12 protein-coding genes are annotated in these 24,538 nt (G+C 65.8%); 5 read left to right on the top strand and 7 right to left on the bottom strand.

The window, feature by feature from the left end; translation table 11 throughout:
* The 7 genes from treY to QQS38_RS06190 all read right to left on the bottom strand — a co-directional run bounded on the left by treY (position 1) and on the right by QQS38_RS06190 (position 18,503).
* A complete protein-coding gene (gene treY / locus QQS38_RS06220) occupies positions 1–2,883 on the bottom strand; it encodes a malto-oligosyltrehalose synthase (RefSeq protein ID WP_479644490.1) in 2,883 nt (960 codons plus the stop codon).
* Entirely contained in the window at positions 2,880–5,150 is a 2,271-nt protein-coding gene (malQ, locus tag QQS38_RS06215; protein WP_479644489.1) for a 4-alpha-glucanotransferase, read from the bottom strand. Before malQ ends, treY begins: the two co-directional genes overlap by 4 nt.
* Positions 5,147–7,066, bottom strand: a complete 1,920-nt coding sequence (treZ, locus tag QQS38_RS06210) for a malto-oligosyltrehalose trehalohydrolase (RefSeq protein ID WP_479644488.1) — start codon at positions 7,064–7,066, stop codon at positions 5,147–5,149. The genes malQ and treZ overlap by 4 nt, the downstream gene beginning before the upstream one ends.
* A 37-nt stretch (positions 7,067–7,103) precedes the next feature.
* Positions 7,104–9,242, bottom strand: a complete 2,139-nt coding sequence (gene glgX / locus QQS38_RS06205) for a glycogen debranching protein GlgX (protein WP_479644487.1) — start codon at positions 9,240–9,242, stop codon at positions 7,104–7,106.
* 72 nt (positions 9,243–9,314) lie between these two features.
* Positions 9,315–11,501, bottom strand: a complete 2,187-nt coding sequence (gene glgB / locus QQS38_RS06200) for a 1,4-alpha-glucan branching protein GlgB (RefSeq protein WP_479644547.1) — start codon at positions 11,499–11,501, stop codon at positions 9,315–9,317.
* Between the two features lie 77 nt (positions 11,502–11,578).
* Positions 11,579–14,980 carry a maltose alpha-D-glucosyltransferase gene (treS, locus tag QQS38_RS06195; protein ID WP_479644486.1) on the bottom strand — a complete coding sequence of 1,134 codons (3,402 nt, stop codon included), beginning with the start codon at positions 14,978–14,980 and terminating at the stop codon, positions 11,579–11,581.
* Entirely contained in the window at positions 14,970–18,503 is a 3,534-nt protein-coding gene (locus tag QQS38_RS06190; protein WP_479644485.1) for a maltotransferase domain-containing protein, read from the bottom strand. The genes treS and QQS38_RS06190 overlap by 11 nt, the downstream gene beginning before the upstream one ends.
* A gap of 488 nt (positions 18,504–18,991) precedes the next feature.
* Between QQS38_RS06190 and QQS38_RS06185 the strand changes: the two genes are divergently transcribed.
* From QQS38_RS06185 to QQS38_RS06165, 5 genes are all read left to right on the top strand, one after another.
* Complete coding sequence (locus QQS38_RS06185; protein ID WP_479644484.1) at positions 18,992–19,492, top strand: VOC family protein; 501 nt, start codon at positions 18,992–18,994, stop codon at positions 19,490–19,492.
* Between the two features lie 191 nt (positions 19,493–19,683).
* Entirely contained in the window at positions 19,684–20,253 is a 570-nt protein-coding gene (locus QQS38_RS06180; protein WP_479644483.1) for a sugar dehydrogenase complex small subunit, read from the top strand.
* Positions 20,254–20,357: 104 nt separating this feature from the next.
* Positions 20,358–21,959, top strand: coding sequence for a GMC family oxidoreductase (locus QQS38_RS06175; RefSeq protein WP_479644482.1), 1,602 nt, complete (start codon positions 20,358–20,360; stop codon positions 21,957–21,959).
* A 354-nt stretch (positions 21,960–22,313) separates the two neighbouring features.
* Complete coding sequence (locus QQS38_RS06170) at positions 22,314–23,660, top strand: c-type cytochrome (protein ID WP_479644546.1); 1,347 nt, start codon at positions 22,314–22,316, stop codon at positions 23,658–23,660.
* A 127-nt stretch (positions 23,661–23,787) separates the two neighbouring features.
* Complete coding sequence (locus QQS38_RS06165) at positions 23,788–24,531, top strand: metallophosphoesterase (protein WP_479644481.1); 744 nt, start codon at positions 23,788–23,790, stop codon at positions 24,529–24,531.
* Positions 24,532–24,538 lie beyond the last annotated feature (7 nt).

Below are 24,538 nucleotides of genomic sequence, written 5' to 3'. Positions count from 1 at the left end.
TTAGGCGCGCGGCACGCCTTCTTCGACAAGCAGTGCGACGGGCAGTGCGCTCAACGCTTCGCACAAGTAAAGCCTGCCCGCTTGGTCCGCTTTCGGCGCGTTGGGACTGAGGCAGTCGAACAGCGCGCGTCCCGCGAGCGCGGCCGGTAGCTCGATCGAGGTGTCCTCCCATGCGCTCGGATCGACGAGGGGCACATCGCCCGACTCGGGCAGCAGCGATGCGGACAGACGGGTGGCGATGACGATCGCGTACGCGTCGCCGTGCTGGCGCGCGAAGGCGATCGCGTGACGCGCGCGCGTACCGGACACCGTCAGCGGGAGGTACGAGCCCTCGAGAAACAGTGCCGGGGACACGGCGCGCAGCGTCAGCGCGCGATGGACGATTCCGAGCTTGACGCGGCCGTCGCGCCAGTTGCGCAGTTGTTCGCTCGGGGGTGTGTCGACGAGCCAAGCGCGGCGCCGGCCGAAATCGACAGGCCGCCGGTTGTCGGGGTCGACCAGACTGAAATCCCACAGCTCGGCGCCCTGGTACAAATCGGGTACGCCGGGTGAGGTCATTCTCAAGATCGTTTGCAGCAGGCTGTTGATGGCGCCGGCTCGTTCGATGCGCGCAACGAACGACGATAGCTCCTGCAGAAATCCCTCCCGCCGCTGCGGCGCCAGGATATCGAACAAGAAGGCGCGCGAGGCGGCTTCGTAGGCCTCGTCGGGGGCATGCCAACTCGTCTGCCGCTTCGCTTCGCGCGCGGCCTTCAACTGCCATTGCGCGATGCGTTCGGCGAAGGCTTGGACGCCGTCGGCATCGGCATGGTCGAGCTCGTAAGGCCATGCGCCTACCAGCGTTTGGTAAAGCATCGCTTCGGCAGCGGGTCCCGGCGCCCAATCCAGCGCGGTTCCCGGCAAAGGCGTGCAAGCCGTCGAAACTCCGACCGGCGACGGCGACGGCGAGGACGACGCACGGCGGTGCGGCGCATTGAGCGTGGACCACGCGCGCAGTTTTGCGGCCCACTCATCGGCGATCTCGCTGAGCGCCGCCAGCCGGCTGCGCACGTCTTCGCCTCGTTTGTGATCGTGAGTGGCCGTCGCCAGGAGCGCGTACGGGAAACGCCGCGCGCGCTCGAGGTTGGCTTCGTGGAACCCGTCGACGCTCAACGCGAACTGGCTCGGATCGGCGCCCACTTCGTTGCGTGACAACAAGCGGCCGTAGCGATAGAAGGTCGTATCTTCTATCGCCTTGGCGGCCAGCGGTGCGGTCAGTTGTGCAAACAGCGTTGCGGCGGTGCGCCGTTCGCGGCTCGGCGGTGCGCCGTCGCCGGCCCCCGGTTCCCGCTGCCCACCGAGCGACGCATCGACGAATGCGAGCGCGGCATGGTCGCCGCGCGCCAGCGCGCTGCGCGCGGCGTCGAGCGCTTGGCGGAAATAGGCTTCGTCGGCGGCCGTGCGCATGCCGCTGGCCGGGTACATTCGATACACGGGGAAGTGCACCGCCAACTCGGACACCACGCGCCGAATCGCGCTGTACGTGAAATCGCGCGTGCTCGGGTTCTCGCGTGCGATGCGGTGCAGGCCGCGCGCCGCTCGATCGAGCTCGGCCGATAGATTTTCGGCGAGGATCTTGCGCCGCGCCTCCCGCGCCTCCCGCGCCGCATCGGCAAAGGTTTCGCACGACCCTGACAGATCGGCCCATGCGGCCGTCAGCGCCGCCTCGCCTTGCGGGTCGTGCAGCAGCGCGCCGACATCGCTCATGAAGTCGTAGCCCGTCGTGCCGTCGACGCCCCAGTCGGCTGGTAACGCTTCGCCATGCGCGAGTATCTTTTCGACGACGACATAAGCGGGCGAACGGTCCAGCTGTGGCGGCCGTTCGGCTTCGCGCTCGGCGAGCTTCTCGCGCAAGCGTTGGCAGTATTCCCGCGGATCGACGAGGCCGTCGACATGGTCGACGCGCACGCCATCGATCACGCCTTGCGCAAACAGGCGCAAGACGAGGGCGTGGACCGCGTCGAACACTTCGGCGCGCTCGGTGCGCACCGCGGCGAGCGTGCCGATGTCGAAGAAGCGCCGCCAGTTGACCTCGTCCGCTGCGGTTCGCCACCAGGCGAGCCGAAAGAACTGCCGTTCGAGCAGACGATGCAACCGCTCCCGCGAGGCGGGCGAGCCCGGAGAATACGCCGCAACGGCTGCGTCGAACGGTTTCGCTCCGTGTTCCGCTGCAAATGCGCGTATCGCTTCGAGAGCCGTCTGCGCGCGCTCGCGGTGTTCGGGCTGTGTGGTCAGGCCGTCGAAGCGTTCGGCGAGCGCGGCCAATGCCGGATGCGCGGCTGGCGTCGCAGCGCGCAAGATCTGCGGATAGTCGATGGGGCAAATCGGGAATCGATGCTCGGCGTAGCAAGCGAAGAATCTGCCTTGCTCAGCATCGAACGAGAGCGCGATGCGGCCGGCCGCGAGGTCTTCGCCGTACGGCGCACCCAAGCACGGCGCGAGCACTTTGCCGCGCAGCGCCGGATCGGGCGAGTGCCAGTCGATGTCGAAGTGGCGTGCGTAGGCGCCGTGGCGGCCCCATTCGAGGATGTCTAGCCACCAGGCATTATGGCCGCCCGCGATCCCCATGTGATTCGGCACGATGTCGGCGATAAGCCCCATCTGCCGCGCATGGGCGGCATCGGCCAGGCGCAGCAGCGCCGCTTCTCCGCCGAGTTCCGGGTTCACACGCGCATAGTCGATCGTGTCGTAACCGTGCAGCGACCCGGGCATGGAGGTCGTGATGGGCGACAGATACAAGTGGCTCACGCCGAGGGCGGCAAAGTAGTCGATGTGCGCGAGCGCATCGTCGAACGTGAAGCCGCGGTGAAGCTGCAGGCGTAGCGTGGAGCGCGGGACGGTCATGGTTTGCGGGACGGTTCGGGGGCGGGGCCGGGAGCGGGTCGAGCAGGCGTGCCGCGCCGGCGTTTGCTCGATAGCGCGAGCAGGCGGTCGGTCAAGGCGCTGTCTTCGAATAGTGCATCGATGGGCGAGGGCAGACGTCGGCGCCAGTTCGGATGCTCGTCGATCGAGCCCGGCAAGTTCGGTTGATCGGCGAGACCCAACAGGTCTTCGAGCGGATACAGCGCGAGCGGGGCCGGCGTCGACGCTACGAATGCGAGCGCTTCGTCGATCGGCGCCTGATCTTTGGGTGGCGCGCCGACGCCCAATGGCGCCACGCCCGCATGCTGAAAAGCGCGCCACAGCGCATGGCGGTCCGCGGCTCTTTCCGTATTGGCGAGCGCCACCGGATCGCGGCCGTCGGCGCGCGGCGCAGTCTGGCCGATGCGATCGCGCCAGGCGATGTCGGCGCCGCTCCACCAGCCGGCAACGGTCGGCAGGTCGTGCGTCGTCGTCGTGGCGAGCGCGCTTCGGCCCCACTGCGCGGGTGGCATGAAGCTGCCGCCGTCTTCGCTGCGTTCGAACCAGAGCACGCGGATGCCGAGTAAGCCGTGGCGAGCCAGTCGTTCGCGCAATCCGTCGGGTACCGTGCCCAAGTCCTCGCCGATCACGATCGCGCGATGGCGCACCGATTCGAGCGCGATCAAGCGCAAGAGGTCGGTGAGCGGGTAGCGCAGGTACGCGCCGTCGGCCGCGCTCGCGCCTTCGGGCACGAGCCACAAACGCTGCAGGCCGAGCACGTGATCGATGCGCAAGCCGCCGCCATAAGCGAAGGTGGCGCGCAGCATGTCGATGAACGCGCTGAAGCCCTGGCTGCGCATCGCGCGTGGCGAGAACGTGGTCAGCCCCCACGCCTGACCGGCTTGGTTGAATAAATCGGGGGGCGCGCCTACCGAGACACGACCCAACATGTCGTCGGGGTATGACCATGCGTGGCTGCCCGCGCTATCGCAGCCGACGGCGAGATCGGTCACGAGGCCGATCGCCATTCCGGCTTCGCGCGCGGCTTGCTGGGCGCTTTTCAGGCCGTCGGCGGCGAGCCACTGCAGAAACCGATGGAAGTCCACTTCGTGGCGATGCTCGCGCGCGAATGCCTGCACCTGCGGGTTGCGCGGGTCCGTGAGCGATGCTGGCCAATCGCGCCAATGATGAATGCCGTGCTCGCCCCGCTCGATGGCGTCGATCGCTTCGAAGCGTGCGTGGTCCTCGAGCACGTGTCCTCCGTGCGCGCAAAATGCGTCGAATTGCGCGGCGAGGGGCGTGGCGCCCGCCCGCTCGTGCGCGCAAAACCGCTCGTAGAGCGCGCGCAGTACCGTCAAGCGCAGCGCCAGCGCGCGGGGCCAATCGATGAGCGGCAGCGCTTCTACTTCGGCCCATTCTTCGCGTAGCGAGCGTTCGCCTTCCCCGCGGGCCGCATCGAGCGCGGATCCGAGTGCGTCGGCGCCGAAGGCGGCGGCCGGATCGATGTGGGCGATGTTCAGAAGCAGCCGGGACGACGGCGAATAGGGGCTGAACTTGCCCGCATCGGCGCTGAACATGGCGTGCGTAGGGCTGATCGCCACGGCGTCCGCGCCGGCGTGCGCGCCACGGCGCGCCAAGGAAGCGAGCGCGGTGTAATCGCCGATGCCGCCGTCTCCGGCGCGGCGCAAGCCGTAGAGTTGCGCCCCGATGCCCCAGATCGCCGCCCTGCGCGGCGGATCGGCATCGGCGCGCCGTACCGGCTGAGCGGCGCCGGTCCCGCTCGCGTCGCGGCACGCGTCGTCGATCGTGTAGCAGCGCGGCGGCGCAACCGCGAGCCGTATGCGTTGCCCCCCGAGCTCGAGCGTGTGATAGCCCGGCTCCGCGATCGGCGCGAGCAGCGCCGATTCGCCTTTGGGCGTGCCCAAGCGACCTTCGACGGCGCCACCGTTCTCCAGTTCTATGCGGTAGCTCGCGCCTGCCTGAGCCGGCGCAATGGGCAGCGCCGTTGCGCGATGACACTCTGCCGTGATGAGCGGCGGCAGTGCGCGCTCGGCGCGTTCAGCGTCGAGCAGCGCCAGCGTCTCATTGGCCCGCTCGCGCGTATCGCACGGCAAGCCCAGCGCGGCCAGCAACGTGGTGAGCGTCTCGGGCTTCACGCGATGCGTTCGTTTGTTCGCATCTTCCCAATGGACCTCCAAGCCGGCGCGCGCGGCGATCCGCTCGACCGTTTCGCGGCCGGGCGGCGGCGAGGATGGGGCGGGTCCGCTCATGCATCGCTCCTTGGCGGCGCGGGAGCGCGGACGTCGTGCCCCAAAGCGAACGCGTTGACGTCGCCGGTGAGCCAGGCGACGAACGCATAGCCGGGCAGCGCTTTGGCACGGACGGTGTCGCGCGTTCGCGGCGGCGTTTCGAAGATGATCATGCCTTCGGGCTGCTGATCGAAAGGCAGCGTATCCGCAGTCAGACTCAGCGCGACGGTCAACGTCTCGCCGTCGCCCAGGCGCCAGCGGGCGACGAGCGCATTGGCGTTCAGGCCGCCGGCCGTTCGCAACGGCGTGGCGCCGAGCGCGCGGGCGCCGCGCAAGCGCGGTGCAACGAGCTTCGCGCGCACGGTGAGCGCGGAGCGATAGAAATGCAGCCAGTCGGCTCGATCGCTGGCGCCGTTGGCGCGCGATGGCGCGCCCATTGCATCGGGCTCGTCTTCCGTAGGGGGCGAAGACAGCGCGAAGGTCTGCGCCGCGCTCGGATCGGGTATGCGCGCGCGGCGCTCGGGATCGTTGAACGCCGAGAACTTCGCGAATTCGCGCCGCCTGCCTTCGCGCACGGCTTGCGCGAGTTCGCCGCCGTAATCGGTGAAGTACAAAAACGGCTGCGTCGAGCCGAACTCTTCCTCCATGAACAGCAGCGGGATTTGCGGCGACAGCAACAAGAGGGCCGTCGCCGCGAGCAGCGCCTGCGGCGCGCACAGCGTGCGCAAGCGTTCGCCGAATGCGCGGTTGCCGATTTGGTCGTGGTTCTGCAAGAACATGACGAAGGCCGTCGGCGGCAAATGCGCGCTCGGCTCGCCGCGCGCGGCGCCGTCGTGGATCGGCGACGGTTCGCCTTGATAGACGAAGCCCTCCGATAGCACGCGCGCAAGTTTCGCGATGGGCTTATCCGCGTAGGCGCGGTAGTACCCCTCATGTTCGCCGGTGAGCAGCACGTGCAGCGTGTTGTGCGCGTCGTCGTTCCATTGCGCGTCGAAGTGGGTTTGCAGCAGGCCGGCCGTATTACGCTCGTTTTCGAGAACGAGATGCACCTGTCGTTGCGATGCGATCGAGGCATGCACGCGATCGGCTAGCTCGCGCAGCCAACCGTCGTCGCCGATGGCGTGGACCGCATCTAGCCGGAGACCGTCGAAGCGGTATTCGTGCAGCCAATAGAGTGCGTTCTCGCAAAAGTATTCGCGCACTTCCCTGCGCCGGAAATCGATGGCTGGACCCCACGGCGTCACGACGTCGTCGCGAAAAAAAGCGCGCGCATACTGCGGCAGATAATTGCCCTCGGGGCCGAAGTGGTTGTAGACCACATCGAGCAGCACCGCGATGCCCAATTCGTGTGCGCGATCGATCAGCGCTTTCAGGTCTTCGGGGCGGCCGTAAGCGGAGTCGGGCGCAAACGGAAGCACGCCGTCATAGCCCCAGTTGCGATGGCCGGCGAAATCGTTGAGCGGCATCAGTTCGATTGCCGTCGCGCCCAGTTGCGCGATGTGCGGCAGGCGGCGAGCGACATTGGCATAGCCCCCCAGTGCGCCCACGTGCAATTCGTAGATGACCATCTCTTCCCACGCGCGCCCGCTCCATTGCTCGCACTGCCAGCGGTAGGCGAGCGGGTCGACGACTTCGCTCGGCCCATGCACGTCCTCCGGCTGAAATCGCGAGGCAGGGTCCGGCACGGCCAGTTCGCCGTCGACCCGATAGCGGTACCGCGCGCCCGGGCCGCATGGGGCTTGGGCTTCGAACCAGCCTTGGCCGGCGGACGTCATATCGACGATGCCCGATTGCCCTTCATGCTCCCATTCGACGCGCACGGCCGAGCGCGTCGGCGCCCAAAGGCGAAAGCGGGTATGCGTGGCGCCGGCCGGCCCACGCACGACCTCGGCGCCGAACGGCAACCGATGCGCAGATTCGGATCGGTGGTCGGACATATCAGAGGCTCCTTGTATGCACGTTCGGAACGTTGATCTAAGCACCTGCCGCGCCGGCGTGCGGCAATGGCTCGGGCTGCGGCGGTTTCGCGGCGAGCAGTGCGAAACCGTGCGCGCCGACTCGCATCTGCTCGCCGTCGAGTCGATACGCGGGCAAGCCGGGGTCAGTGCTGTCCGCGAGCACGTTCCATTCCAGGCGCGGCGCCGGCGGCGAGAACATGAGGTCCGTCGCGGAGCCGTTGTGCATCAACAGCAGCACCTCGAGTTCGCCTTCGAGGTCGCGGCCGGCGCGGCGCAACGTCAGTGCGCAGCCCTGCGGGTCTTGCCAGGTTTCGCTCGTGAGCGGCTCGCCGCGTTCGTCGAACCAGTCGACGTCTTTGATGTCCGGCGAAACGTCGACGTCGCCGCGCAGAAAGCGCGTATCGCGCAATAGCGGATGCTGGCGCCGCAGCGCGATCAGGCGCGCCGTGAAGGCGATCAGCGCGCGGCCTTCCTCCGATTCGGCCAGGCGCCAATCGAGCCACGACAATGCGTTGTCCTGACAATACGCATTGTTGTTGCCTTGCTGGCTGCGTCCGAATTCGTCGCCGGCAGCGAGCATCGGCGTGCCGAGCGAGGTGAAGACGCTAGCGAGCATCGAGCGTGCGACCCGTGCGCGCGTTGCATTGATCTGCGCATCTTCGGTGGGGCCTTCCACGCCCCAATTCGCACTGCAATTTTCGTTGTGGCCGTCGGCGTTGTTCTCGCCGTTCGCCTCGTTGTGTTTCTGTTCGTAAGCGGTGACATCGGCAAGCGTGAAGCCGTCGTGCGACGCGACGTAGTTCACCGATGCCCATGGCCGCCTGAAACGATGATTGAACAGTTCCGCCGAGCCGGCGATGCGCGCCGCCAGTTCGGCGCGCATACCCGAATCGCCGCGCCAGAAACGGCGCACGCAATCGCGGAATTTGTCGTTCCACTCGCCGAAGCCCGGTGGATGGCGGCCGACCTGATAGCCGCCGGGGCCAACGTCCCATGGTTCCGAGATCAGCTTGCGCTGCGATAGCACCGGGTCTTGCCGAATCACGTCGAAGAAACCCGACCCGGGATCGAAGCCGGTGCCTTCGCGTCCGAGCGTGACGCCAAGATCGAAACGGAACCCGTCGACGTGGAAGGCGCTCACCCAATAGCGCAGCGAATCCATGACCATCTGCAGCACGCGCGGGTGCGACAGGTTCAGCGTGTTGCCGCAGCCCGTGTCGTTGATGTAGTGCCGCTCGTCGCCGGGAATGAGCCGGTAATAGCTGGCATTGTCGAGTCCGCGCCAAGACACGGTCGGCCCCAGTTCGTTGCCTTCGCAGGTATGGTTATAGACCACGTCGAGAATGACTTCGATGCCGGCCGCGTGCAGTTGCCGCACGGCGATGCGCACTTCGTTCAGGCGGCGGCTCGATAGGTATGAAGGATGAGGCGCGAAGAATGCGCTCGTGTTGTAGCCCCAGTAATTCGTCAGCTTGCGCTCGAGCAGGAAGCGCTCGTCGAGGAAAGCGTGGATCGGCAGCAATTCCACCGTGGTAATGCCGAGCTTGTGCAGGTGGTCGATGAAGCGCGGGGACGCGAGCGCGGCGAAGGTGCCGCGTTCGTGCTGGCGCACGTCGGAGTTGAGCATCGACACGCCCCTCAAGTGGGCTTCGTAAATGACGGTTTCCGGCCACGGCACGTCGGGGCGCGCATCGCGCGACCAGTCGAACGCTTCGTCGATCACCACGCATTTGGGCACGGCGGGCGCCGAATCGCGTTTGTCGAGCGACAAATCCAGCCGGCTCGAGTGCGGGCGATAGCCGAACAACGCATCGGATGCGCGAAACGGCCCCGTCAGCTTTTTGACGTAGGGGTCGATCAGCAGCTTGGCCGGGTTGAAACGATGGCCGTATTGCGGCAGATAGGGGCCGTATGCGCGCAGCCCATAGACCGTGCCCGGGTGAGCGCCGGGCAGATACCCATGCCAGATTTCATCGGTGCATTCCGGCAGCGGCAGGCGCGCGAGCTCCTTATGTCCGGCAGGATCGAACACGCACAAATCGACTTGCTCGGCGTTCGCCGAGAACACGGCGAAGTTCACGCCGAGCCCGTCCCATGTCGCGCCGAGCGGATACGGCGTACCGGGGTCGAGCCGGCCGGGTAGGGAGTTCGACATGCCGCGTCCTCGTCCTGATGGAAATCGCTTGGCTCGTGCTGCGTCGAGCAGGCGGCGCAAAGGCGCCTGCGGTCACTCGGCGCGCAGCACGATGGTGGCGAGCGGCGGCAAGATCAGTGCGACCGATTGCGGCTTGCCGTGGCTGGCAATCTCTTCGGTGACGACGCCCCCGGCATTGCCCACGTTCGATCCGCCGTATGCCGCTGCATCGGTATTGAGGATTTCGGCCCACCACCCGGCGCGCTGCATGCCGATCCGGTATCCGTGGCGCGGCACCGGCGTGAAGTTGCAAACGACGGCGACCTCCCGCCCGCTGCCGTCGCAGCGACGATAGACGAAGACGCTGTTCGAAGCGTCGTCGCCGACGAGCCACTCGAAGCCGCCAGGATCGCTGTCGAGCGCATGCAGCGCCGGTTCGGCCGCATACAGCCGGTTCAGATCGCGCACGAGCGTTTGCACGCCGTGGTGCATCGGCTCGTCCAGCAGATGCCAGTGCGGCGACGCATCGTGGTTGAACTCGGCGTATTGGGCGAGTTCGCCGCCCATGAAGAGCAGCTTTTTGCCCGGATGCGTCCACATGAAACCGAAGTACGCGCGCAGATTGGCGAATTGCTGCCAGCGGTCGCCGGGCATCTTGCCGAGCAGCGAGCCCTTGCCGTGCACGACCTCATCGTGCGACAGCGGCAGCACGAAGCGCTCCGAATAGGCGTAGACCATCCCGAACGTCATGTTGTGATGATGGTAGCGGCGATAAACGGGGTCTTCCTGCATGTAGTGCAGCGTGTCGTGCATCCAGCCCATGTTCCATTTGAACTGGAAGCCGAGCCCGCCTTCCTCGGGGCGGGCCGTCACGCCGGGCCATGCCGTCGATTCCTCGGCGATCGTGATGGCGCCCGGCACGCCCGGGGCATATTCGACTTCGTGGTTGACGCGTTTCAAGAAGGCGATCGCCTCGAGATTTTCGCGGCCGCCGTAGATGTTGGGCACCCACTGACCCTCGGCGCGCGAATAGTCGCGATAGAGCATCGAGGCGACGGCGTCCACGCGCAGGCCGTCGACGTGATAGCGCAGCAGCCATGCGAGCGCCGATGCGACCAGGAACGCGCTCACCTCGTTGCGGCCGAGGTTGTAAATCATCGTGTTCCAGTCTTGGTGGTAGCCCTCGCGCGGGTCTTGGTGCTCGTAAAGCGGTGTTCCGTCGAATTGGATCAGGCCGTGCGCATCGTTCGGAAAGTGCGCGCTCACCCAATCGAGAATCACGCCTAGCCCGGCCTCGTGCGCACGATTGACGAAATGCGCGAATCCTTGCGGCGGACCGAAGCGCGCGGACGGTGCGAACGGGGAGAGCGGCTGGTACCCCCACGAGCCGCCGAACGGGTGCTCGGCGATCGGGAGAAATTCGACGTGCGTGAAGCCCATGCCGAGTGCGTACGGAATGAGCCGATCGGCGAGCTCGTACCAGTCGAGCCCGCGGCGGCCGTCTTCTTCGACGCGCAGCCACGACTCGGCATGCACTTCGTAAATGGCGATCGGCGCGCGCGCGTTTTGCAGTGCGCTGCGATTGGCGATCCAAGCGCCGTCCGTCCAAGCGAATTGCTCGACCGCGCTCCAATCGGCGACGATCGACGCCGTGGCGGGGGTGCGCTCCGTTTGCAGCGCGCACGGGTCCGCCTTCAGGGGCAAGGTGCGGCCGTCGCGCGCGACGATCTCGTACTTGTAGCGCGCGCCCGCCGCCAACCGCGGCACGAACAGCTCCCACACGCCTGCCACGTGCCGCAGGCGCATCGGATGGCGGCGGCCGTCCCAGGTGTTGAAGTCGCCGACGATCGATACGCGTCGCGCATTCGGCGCCCAGACGGCGAAGCGCACGCCCGGGATGCCTTCGAGCGTGCAAGGCCGCGCGCCGAGACAATCGAGCACCGCATAGGGGTCGGCGCGCGCGAGGCGCGCAAGCGCATCTTCGGACAACACCGCTCCGAAGGAGTAAGGGTCCTCCGTCTCCTGCTCGATACCATGCCAATCGATGCGAAGCCGATAGGGCTCTGCGCGCTTCACGGGTCCGACGAACAGCCCGCCGGCATCGATCTGCGCGAGCTTGCCGATGGATTCTCCGCTTGCGCGCGAGACGATCTCGACGCCGGCGGCGCCGGGCAACATCGCCCGCACGGCGTAGCCCGAACTCGTGCGGTGCATGCCCAGTTGGGAAAACGGATCGGGGTGCCGCCCGTCGACGAGCGCTTCGATATCGATAGGTTGCATGCCCGCCAGCGGATCGCGGTCGGCGATTTCGCGAATGCGTGAGGTTTGATCGTTCAAGGAGCCCATTTCCGCAATTCTCAGGTTTGCGCGGGCGCGGGGGTCGCGTCGCCGTCGCCCGTCTCGCCAAGCATGCGCGCCGCCAGCACAGCAAGTCCGCGCAGCGGCAAGCCAAGCCAAGTAGGCCGGTTCGCGGCTTCGTAGCGCACTTCGTAGGCTGCTTTTTCGACGAGGAACAGATCGAGCAAGGGCCCTTCCGCTTCCGGCGCAACGAGCGGATGCACGGCGTGGCCGACCGCTTCGCGATAGCTCGCGAGGAAGCTTTGCTGGCCCTCCTCGCGAAAGCGTTCGAACAGCGCGCGTTTGCGATCTGCCGTTTGCGCCGGCGCGTTTTCCGAAACGGGCTGCGCCGCCGCGCTGGCATACGAGAGCGAACGCAACATGCCGGCCACGTCGACGAGCGGGCTGCGCTTCATGCGACGCTCTTCCAAGCTGCGGGCGGGCTCGCCCTCGAAATCGATGAGGTAGACATCGCTTTGTGCGATCAGCACTTGCCCGAGATGGAAGTCGCCGTGAACGCGGATGCGCAGGGCATCGACGCTGTGCGGCACATGCCGCTCCAATGCGGCGACGAGCGCCGCGCGACGACCGACGAGATCCTGCGCAAGTGCGCGCGTCTCTTGGTCCAGCGAGCCGCCTTCCTTGGCGGCCTCGGCGGCCAGCACATCGAGTGCATGCTCGAGCATGGAGCGCGCGCCTTCGATCCAACTGCGAACATCGGCGCGCGTCGCTTTTTCCGCCGCGAACGCGGGGTCGTCGCAGGGAGCGGCCAGCGCCGCGTGCAATTCGCCCAGGCGCCGGCCGATCGTGCCGGTGAGGGCGCGATAGCCTTCGAGTTTCTCGTTATCGGCGTCCTCGGTTTCGGGTGCGAGAACGAGCTCGTCGATCACGCGGCGCAGGTAGTCGAGCACCCAGTTCCATGCATCGCCCTGGTTGTCGATGAAGCCTTGCAGCAGCGCCAGCGTGTGCGGGACGCCGTGCGGATCGACGCGCACGACTTCGCCGTAAAGCGGGGCCGTGTTGGCGTAGCCGATCTCCGTCAGATGCCGGCTCATTTCGGCTTCGGGATGAATGCCGCCGATGAGGCGCCGCACGAGCTTGAGCACGGCGCGATCGCCGACCACGAGCGAACTATTGCTTTGCTCGGCGGCGATCCAGCGAATTTCGGGCGTGGCGCCCAGCGCGTCCAAGTCCTCGAAACGCGCCGTCGGCACGAACCGGATTTCGCTCTTTTGCACCGTCGGCACGACGGCTCGTTCGCGCAGCTTTTGCAGCACGCCTTGCGCGAACAGCGGCAAGGCGAAGGCGTCCGTCAGATGGCCGATGTTGCGGCCGCGCCGCACGCGCGCAAGCGCAAGCTGCATGAATAGCGGCACCGTCGTTTCGGTGCCCCAGGAGATGGCGAGCGGCAGGACGTAACGCTCCGTGTGGCGACCGACATCGGCCTCGATCTCGGTGAAGGCGAAGCCCGCATCGGGAATCGTGGTGAGCGCGGCTAAGCGCACGGCATGCAGCTTCTGATCCTTCGAGGCGAACCAGCGGCGGCGGCTCAAGTACGAGGGCAGCACCTCCGATTCGAGCAGTCGCACGTTCTCCGGCGTCGGGCCTGTTTGCCCCGTGCGCAGCACGAGCGTGACGAACTCCGGCAGTTGCTCGGAGCTGGCCTGCGCCCACGACGGACGGTCTTCGTTGTTGCAGAGCAAGAACCACAGAAAACCGTACGGCGGGAACGTGAGCAAATACGTGAGCTGACCGATCGCCGGGAACACGGAGTCGGCCGTCATCTCGACGGGCACGCGGCCCGCGAATTCGGAGAGGTCGAGTTCGACGGCCTGCGGCGCGCGGGAGAGGTTCGCCACGCACAGTATCGGCGCTTCGCCCTCCATCTCGCGCAGGTACGCCAAGATCTTGCGATTGGACGGCCGCAAGAAGCGAATCGTGCCGCGGCCGAATGCACGCTTGGAGCGCCGCGTGGCGAGCATGCGGCGCGTCCAATTGAGCAGGGAATGCGGGTCGCGTGTCTGGGCTTCGACGTTGATCGCATCGAAGCCGTACAGCGTGCCCATGACGGGCGGCAGCACGAGCTGCTCGGGGTCCGCCCGTGAGAATCCGCCGTTGCGGTCCGACGACCATTGCATGGGCGTGCGCACGCCGTCGCGATCGCCCAGATGGATGTTGTCGCCCATCCCCAGTTCGTCGCCGTAGTAGATCACGGGCGTGCCCGGCATCGAGAGCAGCAGGGAGTTGATGAGCTCGATGCGGCGCCGATCGCGCTCCATCAACGGTGCGAGGCGGCGGCGAATGCCCAGGTTGAGCCGCGCGCGCCGATCGCTCGCGTAGGTGTTCCAAAGGTAGTCGCGTTCGGAATCGGTCACCATCTCGAGCGTGAGCTCGTCATGGTTGCGCAAGAAGATCGCCCATTGACACGAGGGCGGCAACTCCGGCGTTTGCCGCATGATGTCGGTGATAGGAAACCGATCCTCGCTGGCGATCGCCATATAGATGCGCGGCATCAGCGGGAAATGAAATGCCATGTGGCATTCGTCTTCATTGCCGAAATATTCCTGCACGTCCTCAGGCCACTGGTTCGCTTCGGCGAGCAGCATGCGGTTCGGATACTCGGCGTCGATCGTGGCGCGAATGCGTTTGAGCACCGCGTGGGTCTCGGGCAGGTTCTCGTTGCTCGTTCCCTCGCGCTCGACGAGGTAGGGCACCGCATCGAGGCGCAGGCCGTCGATCCCCATATCCAGCCAGAACCGCATGATTTGCAGCACTTCGCGCAGCACGGCCGGATTGTCGAAGTTCAAGTCGGGCTGGTGCGAGTAGAAGCGGTGCCAGTAATAAGCCCCCGCGACGGGGTCGTGAGTCCAGTTCGACGGCTCGGTATCGATGAAGATGATGCGCGTGTTTTCGTACTTCTTGTCCGTATCGGACCAGACGTAGTAATTGCGGTGATTCGAGCCGGGCTTGGCGCGGCGCGCGCGCTGAAACCACGGGTGCTGATCCGACGTGTGATTGATCACGAGCTCGGTCACGACACGCATGCCGCGCGCGTGTGCGCCTTGAATGAAGCGGCGCAGATCGGACAGCGTGCCGTAATCGGGGTGAACGCTGCGGTAGTCGGCGATGTCGTAGCCGTCGTCGCGGCGCGGCGACGGATAGAACGGCAGCAGCCAAATCGTGTCGACGCCGAGTTCGGCGATGTAGTCTAGCTTGGCGATCAGCCCGGGAAAGTCGCCGACGCCGTCGTTGTTCGCATCGAAGAACGACTTCACGTGCACTTGATAGATGATGGCGTCTTTGTACCAGAGCGGATCGTCGGACAACGCCGGTTTGCTCGCACGCCGCGACGTGCGAGCCTGTTCGCTCGATCTGGTTTGCGCGGCGGCAGCCGAATCGAGGGGTTGATCTTCACGCTTCATGGTGCGTCTCCGAGGCGTCGTGCCGGACATGGCCGCCTTGCGCGCCGTGGCCCGCGTGGCCGAGTTGTCTCGCCAATGTCTGCGCACGTTCGTCGTGCGGCATGCCCGCGGCCGGCGCAATGCGCCAGATCGCGAACGGCCGATCCGGCTCGATCCGCACGTGGTGGCGGCGCCCGCGCCACTCGGCGCGTGCTCCGGTCACGAGATCGGTGACGGCGAGAGCTTCCCATTCCTGCATGCGCCAGTGCTCGAACGCATGCGACGGCAGTTCGATGTCGGCCTCTTGCGCCGCGAACGGATCGAGGCTGATCGCGACGACCACCACGTTCTCGCGTGACGGCGTGGCTTTCTCGAAGAATAGGATGCGATCGTTGTGCGCGGTGAGGAACGTGAGGCCCAGATGCGAGTGCAAGGCGGGATTGGCGCGCCTTACCCGGTTGAGCAGGGTGATGACGTCGACGATATTGCCCGGGCGGTGCCAATCCCATGCACGCAGTTGATATTTCTCCGAGTCCAGATACTCTTCGCTGCCCGGCAATGCGGCCGCTTCGCAAAGCTCGAAGCCGCTGTAGACACCCCACAGCCCCGACAAGGTTGCGGCCAACGCCGCGCGGATCATGAAGCCCGCGCGGCCTTGAGCCTGCAAATGGCGCGGATTGATGTCGGGCGTATTGACGAAGAAGTTCGGCCGGAAGAATTCGCGCACGTTGGTTTGCGTGAGTTCGGTCAGGTATTCGGTGAAGTCGCGCTTGGACTCGCGCCACGTGAAATACGTGTAGGACTGCGAAAAGCCGAGTTTCGCCAGCCGGTACATGAGGCGCGGTCGCGTGAACGCCTCCGACAGGAAGATCACGTCCGGTTCGCGGGCGCGAATGTCGGCGATCATCCACTCCCAAAACGGCAGCGGCTTCGTGTGCGGGTTGTCGACTCGGAAGATGCGCACGCCGGCATCGATCCAAAAGGCGATGATGTCGCGCAGCGCGAGCCACAGCGCCGGTTTCGCATCGTGCGCATAGAACTCGGGGTTGACGATGTCCTGATACTTCTTCGGCGGATTTTCCGCGTAGCGCAGGGTGCCGTCGGGGCGCCAAGCGAACCACGTTGCATGTTCGGTCAACCACGGGTGGTCGGGTGCGCATTGGATCGCGAAATCGAGCGCGATCTCGAGCCCGTGCGCATGCGCGGCGGCGAGCATGCGCTTGAAGTCGTCGAGCGTGCCTAGTTCCGGATGAACGGCGGTGTGGCCGCCTTCGGCACTGCCGATGGCATACGGGCTGCCGACATCGCCCGGTTGCGCGTTGAGCGTATTGTTGCGGCCCTTGCGATTGATCTTGCCGATCGGGTGAATCGGCGGGAAGTAGAGCACGTCGAAGCCCATGTCGCGGATGCGCGGCAATTGGGCGATGACATCGTCGAACGTCCCATGGCGGGAAGGATCGCCGCTCATGGAGCGCGGGAAGATCTCATACCAGCTTGCAAAGCGCGCAGCGGCGCGTTCGGCGTCGATGCGGTAAACCGTGGCGTCGCGCGCGAGGAACGGCCGGTGGCGCGCTTTGGCGACCGCTTCGGCCGTCTCGGGCGCGAGCAAGGCTTCGAGCCGCGACGTTGCGTTCGCATTCGAAAAGCGCAACGCGATGCGCTTGAGCTCCGCGATTGCCGCATGCTGGGCGGCGTGCTCGCGATGTTCCCCGTGGATCTGCTGCTGCGCGCCCGTTTCGTCGGCCGTCTCGGCGTCGGCTAGTACCCGCGCTAGTAGATGACGCGCCTCTTCGAGTTCGAGTTCGACCGTCTGGTGGGCGTCGAGCTTCTTGCGAATGTGATCGACGAGGGAGGCGAAATCGTCGCGCCACGCGATCACCGTGAATTCGTAGCGGCCCACGCGCGAGAGCGTGATGCGGCCTTGCCAGAGATCGAGCCCGGCCGGCTCCGCGGGCCGCATGGGCGCCTCGTGCCAAGCGGTTTCGTCGGCCGCGCGCCAGATCACGGCCGCGGCGATCTTGTCGTGGCCTTCGCCGAAGATCGCCGCACCGATGTCGATCGCTTCGCCGACGACACGCTTCACGACGAAGCGCCCGCCATCGACGGAGGGTGTCACGCTCTCGATGGCGATGCGCGGGGCGGCGATCGCCTCCATGGCCGAAGCGGTGGCCGCGCGTTTGGACGTACGCGGCGCCGCCACGCGGGGGCACGGCTGGGCACGATAAAGGCGCGCCTCGCCCGGGGCCAGCACGAAGGGCGGCAGCGGCTCCGGCGGCGTGGTGCAAGGCTCGGCCAAAGGCTTGAACGCCATGAAGTCGCCGGGCACGCCATCGAGAAAGCGTGCGGGGTCGACGAACGCCGGGCGGCTTAAATCTGGGTTCGCGAGCAGCAGCACGGCTTCTCGTGCGTCGCGCAAATTGGCGCATTCGCCGCGCAACACCGCTGCGACGTTGGCGCCCGCGGCCGACAACTGACGCACTTCGCCGACGGTGGCGAGCAGCGAGCTTTGCTGCTGTAGCGCATTGGCCTCGCGCACGGCAGCCGACAGGTCGAAGCGGGCGGTCGCGCAAGCGTCGCGATAGCGCGTGGCGCTACCGGTCGTGGGGGAGAGCGGTTCGGCGATGCCGAATTCGAAACCCATGGGCATGAGCCAGCCCGTGCCCAGCGCGACGCTTGCGGCGATCGCGCGGCGATACGCCCGCTCGATTGCGGCCGCATCGGTTGCATAAGCGAGCTCGCTCGCGAGGCGAGGCCCATAGGGCGCTTCGGGAAAAGCGATCGGTGCGCCTACGCACGCGAGCGCCGCATGTTCGTCGGCCAGCCAGTCTTCCCGGAAATCCCACCAGCGCACCGATGAAAAGACACTATCGAACCCCACCGGCGCGAGCCGCGCGAGGTCTGCGCGCGCGAGCCCGGGCGTGGAAGCAAGCAGACGTGCGTTCTGCCGGCCGTTCTCCCGGCTGTTCTCCCGTTTGCCGCGCACGGCCGTGCTCAATCCGCGCCAAGCGTCGAGCGGCACGTGATGCGGTGAATCGAAGCGAAACCCGGCAACGCCGGCATCGGTCAGCGCGGTGAGGCGCTCGCACCACCAGGCCGTCCATTGCGTTACCGCGTGCGGATCGCCGAAGTTCACATAGGCCGCGTTGTCCTCGTGCCGCACGTGCCGGGGATCGAGACGGACCTGGGCCGGCTCGTAGGGATGAAACCATTGCGGATGCGTGCGCATGAGCACGCCGTCGGCCGCGACGCGATCGAGCACGATGTCCAGAAGCAGCCCGAGCCCTTGCGCCTGTGCAGCTTGCGCGAGCCGGCGCAGATTGTCGTCGGCGGCGCCGGTCGCTTCGAAGATGGGATGCAGCCGTGTAGGGTCGGCTACGAGCTGTAGGTGAGCGGCTTGCCCCGTGGCGAACGGCGAGCCGATCAGAACGTGATCGAAGCCGAGCGCCGCCGCGCGCTCGAACTGAGCCGGCCAAGCCGCGAGCGGCCCAACGAGGAGGGGGTGAACAAAGTAAATCCGCGGCGCATACGTATGACGATGTTCCATCGATCCGTTCCAGTTCGTCCGGCGATGTGGATGCACGTCCAGAGCGGCGCGGTTGGCGCGCTAGCGTGCGATCGCATCGCATTGTCAGGCGGCGCTCGATGATCCGCGCACCGGCGCGGGCGGTTCATGAGGCATCGCGCGAAAGAGGCGAAAGCACGATGCATGCCGCTGCTCGAGAACCGAATCCCGCATCCGACGAACGAATTGCGTCGATGCCGACCAGTATGCGCGCCCGAGCCGGGGCTGGCATGCCGTTTTCGTCCCGACGGTCTCGTTTCCGCTGCGACGGTGACGCTCCGCATGGACTAGTCTTGATGGCGAAGGGATCGATCCCGCCGTCCGACTGATTGGTGTAAATGTGACAGCTGACAGCCCTTTTTTACATCGATGCCGGCGGCCTTGGGCTCTGTTCGTCGTCTCATGCCGGGGGTGCATGCCGTGTGCGACGGCAACCCCATGAAATCGCCACCGGGTGCAATGGAGGAGTCATGCAAGACGCAGCCGCGCAAAAAATCACGCCGTTTTTGTGGTTCGATCGCGAGGCCGAGCAAGCCGCCGCGTTTTATACCTCCGTCTTCGAACGCGCGAAGATCGTCGATGTCATGCATTACGGCGAGGCGGGGCCGGGCGAGCGCGGCAGTGTCATGAGCGTGACCTTCGAAGTCGACGGCCAGACGTTCATTGCGCTGAACGGCGGCCCGAATCCGCACATGGCGTTTTCGCCTGCGGTGTCGTTCTTCATTCGTTGCCAGACGCAGCAAGAAGTGGATCGTCTTTGGGACAAACTGGGCGATGGCGGCGAACGGCTGCAGTGCGGCTGGTTGCGCGACAAATTCGGCGTGACCTGGCAGGTGGTTCCGACCGTGCTCGGCGACTTGCTGCGCGACGAGGATCGCGGGCGGGCGGCACGCGTCATGCGCTCGATGATGCAAATGTTCAAGCTCGATATCGCGCAGTTGCAGCGCGCATACGACGGGGACGCCGCGTGACGCTATGAATTTGCGGATCGCGATTGTCTAAATGCTGCGACGCGGCTATATTCGCTGCCAGTGGGTACCGCCCGCGCGTTGATCACGGATAACGAAAGACCGCCCGGCCAAGGCGGCGTTCAAGACCGAAGCCGGGGGGCGACCATCGCCGGCGTCTGCCGGTGTTGTCCTGGAAAGATGCTGGAGCCCACATGACAGATGCCCGAATTCGCCGGCCACACGACGTACCGCGCGTGAAGCCGGCTTCGACCCGCCGAGAATTCCTGATGGGCGCTTGCGCTTCGGCTGCGGCGCTGGCTTTCTCCGCTACGCTCGGGTTGCCCTTGGTTTCGCGGCAAGCGATGGCTTTCACGCCGCCTGCAGGCGGTGGGCTCGATGCTTTCACGGCCCTTTCACAGCAACTTACGGGGCGCGCCAAGCTCGATGCGTCGCTGGCCTCGCGCATTTACGAGGCGCTTTCCAAGGCCGACAGCGCCTTCGTCTCCGATGTCGCTGCACTCAATACTTGGCTCAAGTCTCACGGGGGCGTGCCGAGCGATACCGTGACGGCCGTGCTCGGCAGCGAAGACGCGCGTTTGTCGAAGACGATCGGGCACATCATGCGAGCCTGGTACCTCGGACTCGTCGGTCAGTTGCCGACGGTGCAGGTGCTCGCCTACGAACACGCATTGATGTTCGATCCCGTGAACGACGTGCTCACCATCCCGTCGTATTGCAGAGACGTGCCGTTCTATTGGACACGAAAACCCGCGGCCGTCTGACGAACGCCGGCAAGGCGAGAACGGCCGCGTGGGCTTGCGCATTGCTAGGTAGTCCCCGCGTTTAGAAAGAACACAAGCAGAACAACGAATCAGGCGAAGCGCTTATGGCAAACAACCCTTCCGCCGACGTCGTGGTGGTCGGCTCGGGCGTGGCGGGCAGTCTCGTCGCGCATCAGCTCGCTCTGGCGGGCGCCTCGGTCATCCTTCTGGAGGCCGGGCCGCGCATCCCGCGCTGGCAGATCGTCGAAAACTTCCGCAATTCCCCGGCTAAAGCCGATTTCGCGACGCCGTATCCATCGATGCCCTACGCGCCGCATCCGCAATACGCGCCGGAAAACGGCTATTTGATTCAAAAGGGCGATTATCCGTATAACTCGCAATATCTTCGGCTGGTCGGCGGCACGACCTGGCACTGGGCGGCCGCCACATGGCGCTTGCTGCCGGCCGATTTCAAGCTGAAGACGACCTACGGCGTCGGCCGCGATTGGCCCTTTCCGTACGAAACACTGGAGCCTTGGTATCACGCAGCCGAAGTGGAGCTGGGCGTGTCCGGGCCCGACACCTCGATCGATCTCGGGTCGCCGCGCTCCAAGCCGTATCCGATGGCTCAGCTTCCGCTCTCGTACATGGATGCGCGCTTTAGCGATGTGTTGAACGCGAACGGTTTCAAGGTCGTGCCCGAACCCGTCGCGCGCAACAGCCGCCCTTACGACGGTCGGCCCACCTGCTGCGGCAACAACAACTGCATGCCTATCTGTCCCATTGCCGCGATGTACTGCGGCGTCACGCATGCGGACAAAGCGGAGAAGGCCGGCGCGAAGTTGATACCGGAAGCGGTCGTCTACCGCATCGAAGCGGACGACAAGGGGCTCATTTCAGCCGTCCATTACAAGGACCCCTCGGGCGGCACCACGCGCGTGACGGGCAAGCTCTTCGTGCTCGCGGCCAATGGCATAGAAACGCCGAAGCTCATGTTGATGTCGACGTCGGAGAAATTTGCCCACGGCATCGGCAACAGCTCCGATCAGGTCGGCCGCAATTTGATGGACCATCCGGGCACCGGCGTGAGCTTCCTCGCGAACGAAGCGCTGTGGCCGGGGCGCGGGCCGATGGAGATGACGTCCGTCGTCAATTTCCGCGACGGGGCCTTTCGTTCCGATTACGCGTCCAAGAAGCTGCATCTGTCCAATGGCGTGCCGACGATGTCTGTCACAGCGGCATTGCTCGATAAGGGCGTCACGGGCGCGGAGCTCGACCGGCAGATCCGCGATCGCGCGGCGCGCACGTTGACGATCAACAGCTTCCACGAGCACCTGCCCGAACCGCAGAACCGCATCGTGCCCTCATCCGATCACAAGGACGCGCTCGGCATTGCGCAGCCCGAGATCTACTACTCGATCAACGACTACGTCAAGAAGAGTGCGGCCAATACGCATGAGCTTTACGCACAGATCGCGAGTTTATTCGGCGGCACGGAGGTGACGTTCGACGATCGCTTCGCGCCGAACAACCACATCATGGGCACGACGATCATGGGCGCCGATCCGAGCGACTCGGTGGTCGATGCCGACTGCCGCACGCACGACCACCCGAACTTGTTCCTGGCGACGAGCGGCGTGATGCCTACGGCCGCCGCGGTCAACTGCACGCTGACGATCGCGGCGCTGGCGCTGCGGCTTGCCGAGAAGCTCAAGCATGAGCTCTGATTGCGCGACGACTCGATGAGACTCCCGATGACGAATCAGCGACTCAGTTCCCGTGCGACCCCCGAGCACGATCGCGCCATGCATTTGGATGTGCGCAGGCGTCCGCTGCGCATAGCCGGATTCGCGGCCGCGTTCTCCGTGTTCGCCTTGTATCTTGCTTGGCATGCATCGAGCGAGAACGACATTTCGCCGGCCGATGAAGTGCCGCTTTCCGTGGCTCGGGCGCAAGGCGCGAGCGAAGTGGCGGTAGCCGGGGCCAGCGGCGCCGATGCGCGGCATACGGCTTCGGCGTCGAATGCTTCGGCGGGCTCGGGCGCCTCGGCGCCGACGAGCGATGCCGCATCGGCGGCGCGCATGTCGTCGATGACGAACGCGGCGTCTTCGGGCAGTGGATCGTCCGCCGGTACGTCGACGATGCCGCCCGGGACCTCGGCATCATCCGCTGCCCGCGCGGCCGGCCCGTCGGGCGGTTCGGACGCCGCAGCGACGGGGGGCGCGGGGGACGGCTTCGCCGACGATCTCGTCAAGCGCGGCGAATACCTTGCGCGGGCTGGCGATTGCATGGCTTGCCATACCGCCGACAAGAGCCGTCCTTTCGCCGGAGGGCTGCCGATCGGCACGCCGTTCGGCACGCTTTACACTCCCAACATCACGCCCGACCCGGAGACGGGCATCGGCCGCTGGACCGACGCGGAGTTCTTGCGGGCGATGCAGGAGGGCGTCGGCAAGCAGGGCGAGCATCTGTATCCCGCCTTCCCGTACACCGAGTACACGCGGGTAGCCGAGCGCGATCTGCTGGCGATTCGCGCCTATTTGAATTCGCTGGCGCCGATCCGCTATACGCCTCCCCGCAACGAACTGAGTTTTCCGTTCAATCAGCGTTGGCTGATGTTCTTCTGGAAGCTGTTCAATTTCCACGAGGGCCGCTTCGTACCCGACCCGAAGCAGAGTCCGCAATGGAATCGCGGCGCTTACCTCGTCGAAGGTTTGGCTCACTGCGAGGAGTGCCATACGCCACGCAACTTCATGCAGGGCCTCGAATCGAGCGATCGCTTCTCGGGGGCCGTGCAAGCGGGATGGCGTGCGTTCAACATCACGCCGGACAAGGCGGGCGGCATCGGCAATTGGAGCGACGAGGACATCCAACATTACTTGGCGACGGGTGTGGCTCCCGGGCGGGCGAACGCGGCCGGGCCGATGGCGGACGTCGTGATGGACAGCACGCAATATCTGACGAGCGACGACCTGCGTTCGATCGGCCTTTACTTGCGATCGTTGCCGCCTGTGTCGGGCGGACAAACGCGCGCGCGCGACCAATGGGGCCAGCCTGCGGACGATGTGAAACGCTTGCGCGGCGCGCAGGTCAAGGGCGTGGACGGTGCGCAATTGTTCGTGGCCAATTGCGCGAGTTGCCACAACTGGACGGGGCAGGGCATCGGCGGCACGGCGCCGCTCGCCTACCCTTCGCTGATCCATAACAGCGCGGTTGGCTCGCCCGATGCCGATAACTTGGCGATGGTTATTCTGCACGGGGTGAATCGCCAGACGAAAGAGGCCGCCGTCATGATGCCGGGCTTCGGCGACGAACTGAACGATGAACAAATCGCCGCCGTCGCGAACTACGTGACGCAACATTTCGGCAATCCCAAAGCGACGGTGACGGCGCAGGACATCGCGACGCTGCGCAAGCGTCAGCAATAGCGGCCGAAGCGGCAACGCGCCGAAGCGCCGCACGCCGCCGGCCCGTCCATACGCCCGGCGCCGTGTCGCCGCGTGCCTTTGCGGATTGCACGGGTGTCCCTGTCCGAGCCGAATTATGATTGCGCGTATGGACACGAGACCCGAGGCTTATCCCATCGTCTGCCGGCATGCCGCGAACGGCGTCGGCCGCGACTTCGTCGTCGGCGATCTGCACGGTTGCGTCGATGCGCTGCGATATCTGCTGCGCGAAATCGTATTCGATCCTACGTGCGATCGATTATTCTCGGTCGGCGATCTGATCGATCGCGGCAGCCAATCCGAGGAAGCGCTGGCTCTGCTCGACAAACCTTGGTTCTTTCCGGTGCTCGGCAATCACGAGGAAGCGCTGTGTCTCGTCGCGGAGGGCATGATGCAGCAGGCCGCCTGGAATGCGCTTGGCGGGCAATGGGGGCAGTCGTTGCCTGCTCACGTTCTCGCGGCCTATGCGCGACGTTTGCGGACGTTGCCGCTCGTTCGCGTCGTCGGCAGCGGGTCGCGGTGTTTCAACGTCTTGCATGCGGAGTTTTTCGGCGATGACGCCATGCTTCATGCGGGCGACTTCAGCGAGCGTGAGCGTCAGCAAATACTCTGGGGGCGCGAACTTGCGCTGGGCCGGGGTGTCGCCGGCCAGCAAGCCGGGCTATCGCCCACCTACTGCGGTCACACGCCGATGCGGGAGATCGGCCGTATCGGCGCGCAGATTTTCATCGATACGGGTGCATTCGCGGCGACGGGCAAACTGACCGTGACGGAGGCGCTCACCGCGCGCGCGTGGTCGGTGTCGGTCGAGCAGGCGCGGCTCGAAGGGGCCGCGCAAATGTCGCTACCGTAGGCCGCCG

It is taken from the genome of Trinickia sp. Z7 (assembly GCF_056498045.1).
This window is presented reverse-complemented; position numbering and strand designations above follow the sequence as displayed.

What these genes read in the sequence shown, in the direction of transcription:
- treY (WP_479644490.1), bottom strand. Translation starts at nt 2,883, where the DNA reads ATGACCGTCCCGCGCTCCACGCTACGCCTGCAGCTTCACCGCGGCTTC.
- malQ (WP_479644489.1), bottom strand. Translation starts at nt 5,150, where the DNA reads ATGAGCGGACCCGCCCCATCCTCGCCGCCGCCCGGCCGCGAAACGGTC.
- treZ (WP_479644488.1), bottom strand. Translation starts at nt 7,066, where the DNA reads ATGTCCGACCACCGATCCGAATCTGCGCATCGGTTGCCGTTCGGCGCC.
- glgX (WP_479644487.1), bottom strand. Translation starts at nt 9,242, where the DNA reads ATGTCGAACTCCCTACCCGGCCGGCTCGACCCCGGTACGCCGTATCCG.
- glgB (WP_479644547.1), bottom strand. Translation starts at nt 11,501, where the DNA reads ATGCAACCTATCGATATCGAAGCGCTCGTCGACGGGCGGCACCCCGAT.
- treS (WP_479644486.1), bottom strand. Translation starts at nt 14,980, where the DNA reads ATGAAGCGTGAAGATCAACCCCTCGATTCGGCTGCCGCCGCGCAAACC.
- QQS38_RS06190 (WP_479644485.1), bottom strand. Translation starts at nt 18,503, where the DNA reads ATGGAACATCGTCATACGTATGCGCCGCGGATTTACTTTGTTCACCCC.
- QQS38_RS06185 (WP_479644484.1), top strand. Translation starts at nt 18,992, where the DNA reads ATGCAAGACGCAGCCGCGCAAAAAATCACGCCGTTTTTGTGGTTCGAT.
- QQS38_RS06180 (WP_479644483.1), top strand. Translation starts at nt 19,684, where the DNA reads ATGACAGATGCCCGAATTCGCCGGCCACACGACGTACCGCGCGTGAAG.
- QQS38_RS06175 (WP_479644482.1), top strand. Translation starts at nt 20,358, where the DNA reads ATGGCAAACAACCCTTCCGCCGACGTCGTGGTGGTCGGCTCGGGCGTG.
- QQS38_RS06170 (WP_479644546.1), top strand. Translation starts at nt 22,314, where the DNA reads ATGTCGTCGATGACGAACGCGGCGTCTTCGGGCAGTGGATCGTCCGCC.
- QQS38_RS06165 (WP_479644481.1), top strand. Translation starts at nt 23,788, where the DNA reads ATGGACACGAGACCCGAGGCTTATCCCATCGTCTGCCGGCATGCCGCG.